The sequence below is a fragment of the Desulfuromonas soudanensis genome, assembly GCF_001278055.1.
Taxonomy (GTDB): domain Bacteria; phylum Desulfobacterota; class Desulfuromonadia; order Desulfuromonadales; family WTL; genus Deferrimonas; species Deferrimonas soudanensis.
In genome coordinates this window covers 330,178-343,890 of the sequence record NZ_CP010802.1, presented here as the reverse complement: position 1 = coordinate 343,890, position 13,713 = coordinate 330,178, and the positions used below count along the sequence as shown (strand labels likewise).

Below are 13,713 nucleotides of genomic sequence, written 5' to 3'. Positions count from 1 at the left end.
ATGCCGATGCCAATTTGTTCATGCGGAAGATCATTTATTGCAACTATCTATATTTGTGTACAATTTTTTGAGCTAATTGGTTTCAAAATATGTTTTATTTATCGGTGTGTCTCCGGGCATTAACAGCATACTTCCCCCGGATGAAACAAATCGGCCCGTTAGAGGCTTTCCCCTCCCTGTCTCCGGTGTTGACATGCCGCCGCAGTTAACAGTTCCTGCCGGCCGTGGGCGGCGGCAAGCCGTCCCTTCCCTCGTCCGAGAGAGCGGCGCCTCATCGGCGCCTCCAGCCGAGACGCGCCTCGACCATCCGACCTCCGGCCACCAGCCTTTCCAGCAGTTCCTTTTCGAGGCGCTCGTCGCCGAGGCGAAAGGCCGGGGCAATGAGGCACAGGGCGCCGCTGAGATCTCCGGCAACTCCCCCGAGGGGGGCGGCCAGGGCATCGATCCCGACGCCGAGCCCGTCGCGATCGACGGCGTATCCCTGACGACGGATTACTTCCAGACCGTCTCCGGAAAGGGATTCCCGCCCCAGCGCCAGGAAAAGTCGCCCGGGAGCGTTGCCCTCCAGGGGGTAGCGGTGGCCGACCAGGGACATGACGGTCACTTTCTGCCCGGAGTCGACCATGTGGAGGAAAAGCACCTCGCCTCCGCGGCGGACGGCGAGATAGATGCTCTCGCCGCACTCCCGGGCCAGGCGCTCCATCACCGGCCGGGCCTGCTGCAGCAGGTCGTTGCGCAGCAGAAGCTTCCGGCCGATCTCGAAGGCGGAAGAGGCCAGGCGATAGGTCTTCGATTCCTCCACCGTCTCCACGTACCCCCGTCCTTCAAAGGTCGCCAGAAGACGGAAGACGCTCGACTTGTTCAGACCGAGGCGGGTGCTCAGGTCGGTGAGAGCAAAATCCCCCCGTTCGTCCCCCATCGCCTCGAGGAGACTTAAGGCATTGTCCACGGACTGGATGGCATAACTCTCCTTTGCCCGATGTTCCATGCGGCACTCCTTCCCCCCCATTTCCGGCGATGGATCCGGCGAGAGCTTTTTCACAGCCACAACAAGCGTAAAAACGCCCCTTTCGTCCGACCGATCCCGGAGTGGATCAACTCCAGCCGGCCATGCGCATCGTCCCCTCCTCGAGAAGGTTCTTCTGCATCGCGTAGGCGGCAAAGAGCATGTGCGGCTGGTGCCCCATCCCCTTGGCGAAACACTCCCTTTGCGAGCGATCGAAATAGTCCTGCAGCAGGGGACGATAGTGGGGGTGGGCGCAGCGGTCGATGACGACCTGGGCCCTGTCCCGGGGGCAGAGGCCGCGCATGTCGGCGAGCCCCTGTTCGGTGACGAGGATGTCGAGATCGTGTTCCGTGTGGTCGACGTGGGTGACCTTGGGGACGACGCAGGTGATGCCGTGAGGGTCGGTCTTCGTCGGCCGCGTCGAGGGGCTGTGCATGATGGAGAGGTAGGCGTTGCGGGAGAAGTCCCCGGAGCCGCCGATGCCGTTGATCATCCGCGACCCCATCACCAGGGTCGAATTGGCGTGGCCGTAGATGTCGAACTCCACGGGGGTGTTCATGGAGATGACCCCGAGACGGCGGATCGGCTCGGGGTTGTTGCTGATCTGCATCGGCCGCAGCACCACCCGGCTGGTGTAAAAATCCCAGTTTTCGTAAAGGCGGCGGAAGCCGTCGGCGGAGAGAGAAAGGGAGGTCGAGGAGGCGAACTCGAGTTTTCCCGAGTCGAAGAGGTCGAGCATGGTGTCCTGGATGACCTCCGTCCAGACCTTGAGATTATTGAAAGGGCCGGTGACCAGGCCGCCGACGACGGCGTTGGCGATGTTCCCGACCCCCGACTGGATGGGGAGGAGGTTTTTGGGGAGGCGGCCGGATTTGACCTCGTGCTGCAGGAACTCGAGGATGTGTCCGGCGATCTGCTCCGAGCACTCGTCGGGAGCCGAGAGGGCGCGGCCGTTGTCGGGAAAGCGCGACTCGACGATGGCGACGATCTTGTCCGGGTCGCAGGGGACATAGGTGGTGCCGATGCGGTCCTCCACCTTGCTAATCAGGTAGGGGGTGCGGTGGGGGGGGAGGTCGAGCATGACGATGTCGTGGAGCCCCTCGAAGGAGGGGATCGAGGTGTTGACCTCAAGGATGATCTTTTTGGCGATCTGCACGATCTCGGTGGTCACCCCCACCGAGCCGGCGAGGATCAGCCCGCCGTCTTCGGTGATGCCGGTGACTTCAATGATGGCCAGATCGAGTTTGCCGCCGTTTTCCTTGGTGTAGAAGCCGTACCCGAGGTCCTGGGCGTAGAGGGAGAGGTGCTTGTCCCCCATGCGCACCTCGCCGTTGTTGACCCCCTTCTGGATCACCTTCCCGGTCTGATAGGGCCAGCGCTTGTCCGTCATCTTCAGCGACGCCCAGCGGTCCTCGATCTCGACGCCGATGGAGGCGCCGATGTAGAGGTTGAAGCGCATCTTCCCCTGCAAGGCGTTCTTCTCCACGTAATCGGCGAGAATTGCCGGCACCACCTTGGGATAGCCGACGGGGGTGAAACCCGACCAGCCGAGATCCATGCCGTTTTTGAAGAGGGGAATCGTCTCCTCGGGAGACATGATTTTCTCGTGCAGGCTCGATCTTCTGATTCGCTTATGCAACTCGGACACGGCGGACCTCCTTTGCCAGGAAATGGAGCGTGGGCAATTCCTTAAAATTCATAACACTGTTATAGCAATCACGGTGCCAACAAACGAGGATTGGTCAAACAGCAGACAATCCAAGCCCAAGTGGTTGTTTTTATTTCTTTTATTATCTGCAATTTTTTATAAAATATTTTTATATTTTTTTATTATTATCCCCGGTGTTTACACCCCGGCCCCCTTTTCCCCGCTCCCGGCGCGCCCCTAGCCCTCGTCTCCCGAAGCAGACACTGTCACCCCGGTTTACAGGACAAAAAAAACGCCCGAAGGGAAGTCCTTCGGGCGAGGGCGGCGGGGAAAAGGGGCCGACTAATCGACGGCCAGGGAAAACTCCCAGGCGCACCAGTATTCATCGGGGTGGGCATCGGGGGGGCAGGCGAGACAACGGGTCTCGATGCGCGGATCGACGGTGCGGGCGAACTCGGCGTACTCGACGACCCCGACGCTCTTGCAGGGGAAATCGGCCAGCCCCTTGCGCTTGCGCGCCGACTGCACCCGGCAGTCGACCATGCGGAAGAGGGCCCGGTTGCCGGTGATTTCTAAACTCTCCTGCAGGTTGAGCCGGGCGTAGAGGCGGTGCTTGAGGCACTCGACGAGGGCCGGGATCCCGCCGCCGGGCTCCAGGCCGAGCCGGGCCATGATCCGCTTCGCCTCGAGGACGGTAAAGGAACGCCAGGCCTCCCGGTCGGCGTCGATGGCCGCCTCCATCCCGTGCACCTTCTCGACGGCCTGGAACCAGAGACCGTCGTGGGCCAGCCAGTTTTTCGCGTCGTCGACGATGATGGCGATCAGCTCCTCCTTGCTCAGGTCGTTCAGGAGCTGAATCCCCTCGTCGAGGGGGGTGGCGGTGACGGTTTTTTCGCTCTGTATTCGACTCATGTGCCCTCCGCTATGGGGTTTGGTCTCCAACCGGTTCAGGCGCCGCCGCCAACGGCGACGACGGGAATATCCAACTGCTGCCCCCAGGCCTGCCACTCGGCGGCACTTCTGCCTTTGAAGGCCGCGGAGTAATCGACGGTCCCGAGGGCGGCATCGAGGCGTTTTTTGAAGTGCGGCTCCAGCGCCGCCAGGGCGACCCACCCTTCGGCGGCCGGGTAGAGATTGTATTCGGGAATGCCGCCGCCGAGGAGGGCGCCGGGGGCCGTGGTGCCGAAGCGCAGCGGCTCGGCCATGGCCGCGGCCGCTTCCGAAAGGGCCACCTCGGCATACCCCCCCTCGCCGCTCCGCTGCCTGGTCAAGAGGAGCGCCAGGGCCGCCGTCACCGCCTGTTCGGCTCCGGCCATGTCCGCCACCAGGGTGCGCGGCATGTGCGGCGGATTAAGGAGACCCAGGGAAGCCTGGTAGGTCAGGTCGTGTCCCGCCTCGTTCTGCCGCGGGGCCGGAAAGCCGACGATGGCGACCTGGCAGAGACTGGGGAATCGGCGGTGCAGCCCGTCCCAGTCCAGATCGAGACGCTCGAGGGCGGCGGGGCGGCTGGCCGTGAGGAGGAGGTCGGCCTGGCCGAGGAGGGCGTCGAAACGGCTCCGTTCTTCGGCGATTTTCAGATCGACCGTCAGCACCTCCTGCCCGGCGGCCAACTCCCGGTACCAGGCGCCGTGGTACTGTTCCATCGGATCGCCGCCGGGAGGCTCGACCTTCACCACTCGGGCGCCGAGACTCAGGAGACGCCGGGCGGCGGCTGGTCCGGGGAGATTGAGGGACAGGTTGACGACGGTCATGCCGGTCAGCGCTTGCATAGGTGACTGCTCCTCAACCCTTGGCGGTTTTGGGGATGAAGATCTGTTCGGGATCGAGGACCTCGTGAATCAGGTGCAACTCCTCGTAGGTCGGTTTCGGCGTCTGGCCGCTGACCCGGGAGATGTCGAGGTCGAACTGGCAGAGCTCGGCGATCCCCTCGGGACTCTGCCCCGGATGGCAGGTGTCGAGGTAGATCACCCCCGTTTCGTCGTCGAAGCGAAAGACCCCGGCGGTGCTGATGACCGCCGAGGGGCCGCCGCGATAGGCGGCGCCATAGAGGGTCCTCCGCGGCACCCAGCTCCCTTCCGGCCACTTCTTCACCCGCCAGCCGGGGGAGGTGATGTAGCTGACGTTCTCCACGAAACGCCGCTTCTCGTGGACCATGATGAAGACGGTGCGAGAGGCAAAGGAGTTGATGTCGGGGTTGCCGCCGCTGCCGGTGAGGCGCAGCTCCGGCTGGAGATAGTCGCCGATGACGGTGGTGTTGACGTTGCCGTACTGATCGACCTCGGCGCCGCCGAGAAAGCCGAGATCGACGTAGCCGCGCTGGGCGATGGCGAAGGCGTCGTAGAGCCCCGAGGAGCGGGAGGCCCCCATTTCGCAGCGGGGATCGCCCACGGAGGTGGGGAGCTCCGCCGGGCGGCCATCGAGGGTCCCGGCCTCGAAGATGAGCTTGAGGTTGGGGGCGTGGGTCTTCTGGGCGAGCATGATGGCGACCATCGGCAGCCCGGTCCCGGCGAAGACGACCTCGTTGTCCTGCACCTCGCGGGAAGCGGCGCAGCAGAGGAGGTCGGCGAGGTTGAACTCCCCGTCCCTGGCATATTCCTTCATGGTCATGATCACACCCCCCTTTTGACGCTGGTGCTGTAGTTGACGGCGCTGTTGGCCTTGAGCCCGAGGGTGCGGGGCCAGCCGAGCTTCTCCAGATAGGAGAGGTGATCCTGGCCGAAGACCCACTCCTGCGCCCAGGCGTCGAATCCTTCCTGGGTGCGGGTGCGCTGGTAGAAATCGCGGAGGAAGTCGCCGTCGACGTCATAGCGGCCGAACATCCCAGTGGGATGGGCGTTCCAGGGGCACTCGACGATGTAGTCGACTTCCAGGGAAGGGATGGTGTTGGCGTCGCTGTTGCGCCGCAGGTATTCTTCGGGAACGATCTCCTCGGCGACGGCGATGGTAATTTTTGCCGCGCGGGCCACCTCGGGGTCGGTGTAATACTGCCCCGCCACGCGCACCGTTCCCCCCTCGCCGACCTGCTGGACGCTGAGGACCGCCACGTCGATCTTCGGCGCCGGCGCCAGGACGTACTGGCCTCCGCCGTAGAACGGGTCGTCCATGAACTGATACTTGTGGCGGGCGATGCGGCCGTCGCGGCCGTCGCGTTTGCCGGCGCGGCCGAGCATGTCGTAGGCCGGGTTGTGCAGGTCCGTCCCCAAAGACGACTGGCTGACGGAGAAGGGCATCCCGGCGGCGGCCGCCGCCATGCGGAAAGTCATCTCGGCGTGGCTGTAATCCTCGACGAGGAGCTCGCCGGTGCCGACCTTGCGCGAGACGTTGGCGCCGTACTTGCCGTAGAGCTCATGACCGACCCAGCACGATTCCCAGACGGCGACGCAGCCGGCGCCGACGAGAAATTCGGTCTGCGGACCGCCGTTGACCTCGATGAGATGCAGATCGCGCCTCTTCTGGCGGATGAGCTCGAAAACGAGCGCCATGGGGCGGCGCCAGATGGTGAATCCGGAAAAGGTCAGGGTGCTGCCGTCGCCGATGAGCGCAGCCGCCTCCTGCAGTGAAATCCGCTTGTTCTTTTTCGCCATCCTATCCTCCTCCCCGAAGGGGCAATCAAATCCGGGACACGGGCTTCACCACAGAGGCACTGAGACACAGAGGGAGGCACTAAAAACTGAACCTGGCGCCGGTGAGGTTTGCCCTTCTCTGTGCCTCTGTGTCTCTGTGGTGCAACAGATTTTCAAAAGGAAATCAGCCGCGGGTGAGGTTGGTGCCGATGACCAGGCGCTGCACCTCGCTCGTCCCCTCGTAGATCTCGGTGATCTTGGCGTCGCGCATCATCCGCTCCACCGGGTATTCGCGAGTGTAGCCGTAGCCGCCGAAGACCTGTACCGCCTTGGTGGTGACCGCCATCGCCGTTTCCGAGGCGATGAGCTTGGCCATGGCCGACTCCATGGAGAAGGGCTGGCCGGCGCTCGCCTTGTAGGCGGCCTGGTAGACGACGAGGCGCGCCGCGGCGATCTGGGTTGCCATGTCGGCAAGGATGAACTGCACCCCCTGAAAATTGGCGATGGGGGTGTCGAACTGCTTGCGCTCGCGGGCGTAATTCACCGCCGCTTCGAAAGCCCCCTGGGCGATGCCGAGGGCCTGGGAGGCGATGCCGATGCGGCCGCCGTCGAGAGTCTGCATGGCGACCTTGAACCCCTTGCCGAGCTCGCCGAGGAGGTTTCCTTTGGGGATGCGGCAGTTGTCGAAGACCAGCTCCATGGTCGGCGAGGAGCGGATCCCCATCTTCTGCTCCTTCTTGCCGAAGGTGAAGCCGGGGGTGTCCTTTTCGAGGATGAAGGCGCTGATGCCGTGGTGCTTTTCGGCCTTCTTGTCGGTGCGGGCGAAGATGACGTAGATCTCGGCGTCGCCGCCGTTGGTGATGAAGATCTTGCTGCCGTTCAAAATCCATTCGTCGCCGTCGAGAACGGCGGTGGTGCGGGTGCCGCCGGCATCGGAGCCGGCGGAGGTTTCGGTGAGTCCGAAGGCGCCGAGCTTGCTCCCCTCGGCCAGGGGGACGAGAAACTGCTGTTTCTGCTCCTCGGTGCCGAACTTGTAGATCGGGTTGGCGCCGAGGGAGACGTGGGCGGAGAGGGTCACGCCGGTGGAGGCGCAGACCCGGGAGAGCTCCTCGACGACGATGGCGTAGCTGAGGTAGTCGGCGCCGGCGCCGCCGTACTCCTCGGGGAAGATCACCCCGGCCAGGCCGAGCTCGGCGACCTTGTCGAACATCAGCGCCCGATCGAAGCGTTCGTTTTCGTCCCGCTCCCTGGTGCCGGGGGCGAGCTCCGCCTCGGCAAAGCTGCGCACCATCTCCCGCATCATCTTGTGCTCGTCGGTCAGATCGAAATTCATGGGACCTCCTTATGGATTTGTTTTCGTTTTTTAAAATCTTCACCACAGAGGCACAGAGACACAGAGGAAGATTTAAAATCTCTCGATCCGGGTTAACTTTCCACAACTTGTGGTGGGTATTTTTGGATCTCTGGCGTGTTTTCTTAGGGTTTTCTCTGTGTCTCTGTGCCTCTGTGGTTAACGCCTTTCCATTTCAACTAGGCAAACCCCCGCAGGATCTCCCGCGAGACGATCAGGCGCTGGATCTCGCTCGTCCCTTCGTAGATGGTGGTGATCCGGGCGTCGCGGGCGTAGCGTTCCACCGGGTAGTCGCGGGTATAGCCGTAGCCGCCGAGGATCTGCACCGCCTCGTAGCAGGCGCGATTGGCCGACTCGGTGGCAAAGAGCTTGGCCATGGACGCCTCCTTGGCGAAGGGTTTCCCCTGCTCCTTTTTGAAGGCGGCCTGCATGAGGAGGAGGCGCGCCCCCTCGAGTTCGGTGTAGGCGTCGGCGATCTTCCACTGGATGGCCTGGAAGGAGGAGATCTTCTGGCCGAACTGGCTGCGCGCCAGGGCGTAGGCCGTGGCGCAGTCCATGGCCGCCAGGCCGACGCCGAGGCCGAGGGAGCCGATGCCGATGCGCCCGCCGGCGAGTTCGGCGACGGCGATGCGGAAGCCGTCGTTGAGCTTCCCCATCAGGGCTTCTCCGGGGATCCGGCAGTCGTTGAAGACCACCTCGTTGGTCGCCGAGGCGTGCTGCCCCATCTTTTCCTCGGCCTTGCCGATGATTAGACCGGGAGTGCCGGCCTCCACCAGGAAACAGCTGATCCCCTTCCCCTTGGGCGCCTCCCTGTCGGTGACGGCCCAGACGACGAAGACCCCGGCGTACGGAGCGCTGGTGATGAAGATCTTCGAGCCGTTAAGCACCCAGGAATCGCCGTCGGCGACGGCACTTGTCGTCATCCCCGCCGGGTCCGAGCCCGCACCCGTCTCGGTGAGGGCGAAGGCCCCGGCCCGGTACTGGCCGCTGCAGATTTTCGGGATGTATTTCCGGCGCTGCTCTTCGTTGCCGATGCTCTGGATCACCTCGCAGACCATGTTGTTGACCGAGACGGTGACCGCCGTCGAGGCGCAGGCGCGGGCGATCTCCGTCAGGGCGACGGAAAAGGCGACGACCCCGGCCTCGGAGCCGCCGTACTCCTCCTTGACGTTGAGCCCCATAAAACCGAGTTCGGCCAGCTGGTGCAGATGGGCGAAATAGGCCTCCTGCTCCCCCCCCCGGTCGAGGGCGGCGGCCGCCGGTGCCAGGACCGAGGCGGCGAAATCCCGGGCGGTCTCCTGAATCAGCCGCTGTTCTTCGTTGAGATCGAGATACATCAGAACTCTCCTTGCGCTCAGCGCCCCGAGAAGTTGGCCGGCCGTTTTTCCAGAAAGGCGCTCATTCCTTCCTTCTGGTCGGCGGTGGCAAAACAGAGTGCGAAGTGGTCGGCCTCAAAACGACAGGCCTTGTCCATTTCCATTTCCAGCCCGTTGTTGACCGCCTCCTTGCACAACGCCACGGCGAAGGCTCCCTTGGCGGCGATTTTGGCCGCCAGGACCCGGGCCGCATCGAGGAGCTCGGCCGGGGGGACGACCCTGTTGACCAGGCCGAGGCGCAAAGCCTCTCCGGCGTCGATCATATCGCCGGTGAAAAGGAGTTCCTTGGCCCTCCCCTTGCCGATGAGGCGCGGCAGGCGCTGGGTGCCGCCGAAGCCGGGGATGACCCCGAGGTTGACCTCCGGCTGCCCGAAGCGGGCGTTGTCGCCGGCGAACCGGATATCGCAGGCCAGGGCCAGTTCGCAGCCGCCGCCGAGGGCAAAGCCGTTCACCGCCGCGATCACCGGTTTGGAGAGGTGTTCGATGAGGTGCATCACTTGATGGCCGAGGAGGGCGAAGTCCCGGGCGGCGACGGCGTCGAGGTCTTTCATCGCGGCGATATCGGCGCCGGCGACGAAGGCCTTTTCCCCGGCGCCGGTAAGGATCACCGCCCGGACGGAGGCGTCGGCTTCCAGACCCTCGAAGCAGGCGAGGAGTTCCCCGAGGGTCTCTTCGTTGAGGGCGTTGAGGGCCCTGGGGCGATTGACGGTGACGGTGGCTATGCCGTCGGATTTTTCCACCAGCAGGTTATTGAATTCCATGATGACTCCTTGGACAGGGCGAACTATGTGGTTGCGAACCTCTTTTGGCCTCAGGCGTACTCGAAGAACCCCTTGCCGCTCTTTTTGCCGAGCCATCCCGCCTTGACCATCTTGCGCAGGAGCGGACAGGGGCGGTACTTGCTGTCGGCAAACCCCTCGTGGAGAACCTCCATGATCGCCAGGCAGGTGTCGAGTCCGATGAAGTCGGCCAGGGTCAGCGGCCCCATGGGGTGATTCATCCCCAGCTTCATGACCTGATCGACGGCTTCCGGCGTGGCGACCCCCTCGTAGACGCAGAAGATCGCCTCGTTGATCATCGGCAGCAGCACCCGGTTGGAAATGAAGCCGGGGGCATCGTTGACCTCGACGGGGGTCTTCCCCATCGCCCGGGCCAGGGCATCGACGGTGGCGAAGGTGGCATCCGTGGTGGCGATACCGCGAATCACTTCGACCAGCGGCATCACCGGCACCGGATTCATGAAGTGCATGCCGATCACCGACCCGGGGCGGGAGGTCACCGCCGCCACCTCGGTGATCGGCAACGACGAGGTGTTGGTGGCCAGGATCACCCCGGGGCGCGCCGCCTTGTCGAGGGCGCGGAAAATGCCGCTCTTGATCTCCATGTTTTCCGAAGCGGCCTCGACGACGAAATCGACTGCGGCGGCATCGGCAAGATCCGTCGAGGGGACGATCCGGCCGAGGATCGCCTCCTTTTCGGCGACGGCAATCCGCTCCTTCTCGACGCTGCGCGAAAGGTTTTTGGCGATGACCGCCAGGCCGCGGTGGATGAATTCCGGCTTCAGGTCGTTGAGGACCACCTCCAGCCCGCTCTGCGCCGCCACCTGGGCGATGCCGCCCCCCATCTGCCCGGCGCCGATGACCATGATTCTGTTAATCGCCATACTTAGTTCTCCCGTTTATTTTATTGATAAGAGTCTGACGACAAGGCTTTCAACGCAGAGGCGCTGAGGTGAAAAGCGAGTACGCAGAGATTTTTGAGGACAGAAGCTTTCCTCTGCGATCTCCGGTTTTTCTCTGCGTTCTCTCCGTTGATGCTTATGCATTTGTCTAGACCCGCTCGAAGATCGCCGCCACCGCCTCGCCGCCGCCGATGCACAACGTCGCCAGACCATAGCGCTCGCCGCGGCGCTGCATCTCGGCGACGAGGGTCGCCACCAGCCGGGCGCCGCTGGCGCCGACGGGATGGCCGAGGGCGCAGGCGCCGCCGTTGACGTTGACCTTCTGGGGATCGAGACCGAGTTCCTTGATGGCGATCATCGTCACCGCGGCGAAGGCCTCGTTGATTTCCCACAGGCCGATGTCGGCTGTGGTGAGGCCGGCCTTGGCACAGGCCCGCTCGATGGCGCCGACGGGGGCGTCGGGGAAGAGATCGGGAGGGAGGGAGTTGGTGGCGTAGGCCACCAGCCGGGCCTTCGGCTTGAGGCCGAGGCGTTTCACCGCCTTCTCGCCGGCGAGAAGGGCAAAAGCGGCGCCGTCGTTGATGCTCGAGGCATTGCCGGCGGTGAGTGTGCCGTTCTTGTCGAAGGCCGGGCGCAGGGAGCCGAGCTTGGCGATGTCGCCGCGGAACGGCTCCTCGTCCTGATCCACCGTCAGGTCCCCCTTGCGCGACGCCTTGACCACGGCCACCGTCTCGCCCTTGAAGACCCCGCTGGTCTGCGCCAGCTGGGCGCGGCGGTACGATTCGCCGGCAAAGGCGTCCTGTGCCTCCCGGGTGAGGCCGTGGGCGATGACCCGCGCCTCGGCGATCTCCCCCATGTGGCGGCCGGAATAGGGGTCGGTGAGGGCGTCGTGAACCAGCAGGTCGACGGCTTCCCCCTTACCCAGGCGCAGTCCGAATCGTGCCGAAGGGAGGGCGTAGGGGGCCATCGACATGTTCTCCATCCCGCCGGCGATCACCGTTTCGGAGTCGCCGAGGCGGATGGCGTCGGCGCCGAGCATGATCGCCTTGAGTCCGCTGCCGCAGACCTTGTTGATGGTCAGGGCCGGAATCTGGTCGGGGATCCCTGCGTAGCGCATCGCCTGCCGCGCCGGGGCCTGGCCGGCGCCTCCGGAGAGAACCTGTCCGGCGATTACCTGACCGATTTCTTCGGGGGCCACACCGCTTCTCTCAAGGAGCCCGGCGATCACCGCAGCCCCGAGCCGGGCCGCCGGCACGTCGGCCAGGGTCCCGCCGAAGCTGCCGAAAGGGGTGCGCAGAGCCTCCACAACGTAAACGTTTTCCATCGTTCCTCCTTGTTGACCAGATAATTTCACTCAAACCTGCAACTGGGCGATCAGGGCCGGGACGAACTCCTTGAGGTCAGCGACCACCAGAACGTCGGCCACCTCGCCGATGGGGGCGTCGCGGTCGCTGTTGATGGCGACGATGAAATCGGACTTCTTCATCCCCATCAGGTGCTGCACGGCCCCGGAGATGCCGCAGGCCATGTAGAGTTTGGGGGAGACGGCCTGACCGGTGCTTCCAACCTGGCGATCGTGGGGAGCCCAGCCGGCGTCGACCACCGGGCGGCTGGCGCCGAGCTCCCCCCCCATCGCCCGGGCGAGATCGGCGATCAGACTGATGTTCTCCTTCTTGCCGATACCGCGCCCGGCACTGACGATGACCTCGGCGCGGCTCAGATCGACTTCGCCGATTTCGGCCGCCTCGTAGCCGAGGAATTCCATCCCCCCCTCCGTTGCCGGCGGCGCCAGGGAGATGATCGGCGGCGCCGCGCCCTCCTCCTTGAGGGGCGGGAAGGCGCCGGACTGCAGGGTGACGACGGTCAAGGCCGTGCTGGGGCGCACGGTGCGACGCAACTTGGAGTTGCAGGCCGGAACGACATAGCCGCCCTCGGCCAGGGCGACGACTTCCGAGACCTGTCCCGCCTTGAGGGCCAGAGCCAGCCGCGGGGCGAGGTCCCAGCCGTAGGAGGAGTGGCAGAAGACCACCAGATCGGGCTTCTCCCTGTCGATGACCTGGAGGAGCAGCGCCTTGTGCAGCGCCGGATTGAATTCGCCGCAGACCGCAGCGTCGGCCTGATAAAGGGTCCCGGCAAAGGCCGGCGGGGCGTCGCCGCCCATGCAGAACATCACGCTCTCGGCCCCGAGGGCGGCGGCAAAGCCCGCCAGTTCATAACTGCTCTCGAGGAACTCTCCGCCGCGGCACTCGGCAACCAGTAATGCTTTCATTTATACCTCCTAGAGTACTTTGGTCTTCAGGCGCAGAATGCCAAGGAGCTGTCCGGCCATTTCCCTGGGTTCCCCCTCGAGTACGAGACCGCTCCCCTTCTTCTCCGGGAAGGCGGTCTTCTCCGTGGCCAGGCGCCCCTCGACGCCGGCAAGGTCGGCCACCGGGAGGGAGACGATTTCCTTCTTCTTGGCCTTCATGATGTTGGGAAGGGTCGGATAACGGGGGGTGTTGAGCCCCAGTTGACAGGTGACCACCGCCGGAAGGGGCGTCCGGACCACCCCCTTCATTCCCCCTTCAAGTTCGCGCCGGGCCGTGATCTTCGTCCCGTCCCAGGAAAAATCCACCACCGTCGTCAGCACCGGGGCCCCGAGCATCTCGCCGAGAAGGGTTCCCACCTGAGCCGAGCCGCGGTCCTGGGACTGCATGCCGGTAAAGATCAGGTCGAAGGACTCCTTTGCCGCGTACTCGGCGATCAACGAGGCAATCTCGAAAGAATCCCGGCGCCAGGGGTCGTCGCAGGCAATCTGCACGCCGCGGTCGCACCCCATGGCCAGAGCCTTCTTCATCGCCTCCCTGACCCGCTCGGGCCCGACGGAGAGGACGGTGATTTCCGCCTCGCCGACCTGCTCCTTGACCTGCACCGCCTGCTCGATGGCGTACTCGTCGTATTCGTTGATCCGCCAGGCGAGATTGGCCTCCTCGTACCAGAGCCCCTCGCCGTTGATTTTAAACTTCGATTCCATATCCGGAACCTGTTTGATGCACACAAGAATTTTCATCGCTGACCTCCGGTTTTTTAGGAAAAACTGATTGAACCA

Annotated in this window: 13 protein-coding genes; all 13 read right to left on the bottom strand. The window is 64.1% G+C overall.

The annotated features are described in order from the left end of the window. Nucleotides 1–271: 271 nt before the first annotated feature. Nucleotides 272–988 carry an IclR family transcriptional regulator gene (locus DSOUD_RS01570; protein WP_053549345.1) on the bottom strand — a complete coding sequence of 239 codons (717 nt, stop codon included), beginning with the start codon at nucleotides 986–988 and terminating at the stop codon, nucleotides 272–274. A 106-nt stretch (nucleotides 989–1,094) separates the two neighbouring features. Further along, nucleotides 1,095–2,654: an acetyl-CoA hydrolase/transferase C-terminal domain-containing protein gene (locus DSOUD_RS01565; RefSeq protein WP_053549344.1), complete on the bottom strand. Its 1,560-nt coding sequence runs from the start codon at nucleotides 2,652–2,654 to the stop codon at nucleotides 1,095–1,097. A 342-nt stretch (nucleotides 2,655–2,996) separates the two neighbouring features. Beyond that, the gene (locus DSOUD_RS01560; RefSeq protein ID WP_053549343.1) at nucleotides 2,997–3,566 is read right to left on the bottom strand and encodes a DUF6125 family protein; all 570 of its coding nucleotides are present in this window, start codon (nucleotides 3,564–3,566) and stop codon (nucleotides 2,997–2,999) included. 35 nt (nucleotides 3,567–3,601) lie between these two features. Beyond that, nucleotides 3,602–4,423, bottom strand: a complete 822-nt coding sequence (locus DSOUD_RS01555; RefSeq protein ID WP_053549342.1) for a CoA transferase — start codon at nucleotides 4,421–4,423, stop codon at nucleotides 3,602–3,604. Nucleotides 4,424–4,436: 13 nt separating this feature from the next. Beyond that, on the bottom strand, nucleotides 4,437–5,261 hold the full coding sequence (locus DSOUD_RS01550) for a CoA-transferase subunit beta (RefSeq protein WP_232426481.1): 825 nt from the start codon (nucleotides 5,259–5,261) through the stop codon (nucleotides 4,437–4,439). 2 nt (nucleotides 5,262–5,263) lie between these two features. Beyond that, nucleotides 5,264–6,238 carry a CoA transferase subunit A gene (locus tag DSOUD_RS01545; RefSeq protein WP_053549341.1) on the bottom strand — a complete coding sequence of 325 codons (975 nt, stop codon included), beginning with the start codon at nucleotides 6,236–6,238 and terminating at the stop codon, nucleotides 5,264–5,266. A 163-nt stretch (nucleotides 6,239–6,401) separates the two neighbouring features. Beyond that, nucleotides 6,402–7,550: an acyl-CoA dehydrogenase gene (locus DSOUD_RS01540; protein ID WP_053549340.1), complete on the bottom strand. Its 1,149-nt coding sequence runs from the start codon at nucleotides 7,548–7,550 to the stop codon at nucleotides 6,402–6,404. Nucleotides 7,551–7,747: 197 nt separating this feature from the next. Further along, nucleotides 7,748–8,905 (bottom strand): acyl-CoA dehydrogenase family protein, encoded by a 1,158-nt coding sequence (locus tag DSOUD_RS01535; protein ID WP_053549339.1) that lies wholly within the window; start codon nucleotides 8,903–8,905, stop codon nucleotides 7,748–7,750. A gap of 17 nt (nucleotides 8,906–8,922) precedes the next feature. Beyond that, nucleotides 8,923–9,705: an enoyl-CoA hydratase-related protein gene (locus DSOUD_RS01530; RefSeq protein WP_053549338.1), complete on the bottom strand. Its 783-nt coding sequence runs from the start codon at nucleotides 9,703–9,705 to the stop codon at nucleotides 8,923–8,925. 50 nt (nucleotides 9,706–9,755) lie between these two features. Then, nucleotides 9,756–10,607 (bottom strand): 3-hydroxybutyryl-CoA dehydrogenase, encoded by an 852-nt coding sequence (locus tag DSOUD_RS01525; RefSeq protein WP_053549337.1) that lies wholly within the window; start codon nucleotides 10,605–10,607, stop codon nucleotides 9,756–9,758. 166 nt (nucleotides 10,608–10,773) lie between these two features. Then, the gene (locus DSOUD_RS01520; protein WP_053549336.1) at nucleotides 10,774–11,949 is read right to left on the bottom strand and encodes a thiolase family protein; all 1,176 of its coding nucleotides are present in this window, start codon (nucleotides 11,947–11,949) and stop codon (nucleotides 10,774–10,776) included. Nucleotides 11,950–11,979: 30 nt separating this feature from the next. Then, nucleotides 11,980–12,894 (bottom strand): electron transfer flavoprotein subunit alpha/FixB family protein, encoded by a 915-nt coding sequence (locus DSOUD_RS01515; RefSeq protein WP_053549335.1) that lies wholly within the window; start codon nucleotides 12,892–12,894, stop codon nucleotides 11,980–11,982. A gap of 9 nt (nucleotides 12,895–12,903) precedes the next feature. After that, nucleotides 12,904–13,674: an electron transfer flavoprotein subunit beta/FixA family protein gene (locus tag DSOUD_RS01510; RefSeq protein ID WP_053549334.1), complete on the bottom strand. Its 771-nt coding sequence runs from the start codon at nucleotides 13,672–13,674 to the stop codon at nucleotides 12,904–12,906. Nucleotides 13,675–13,713 lie beyond the last annotated feature (39 nt).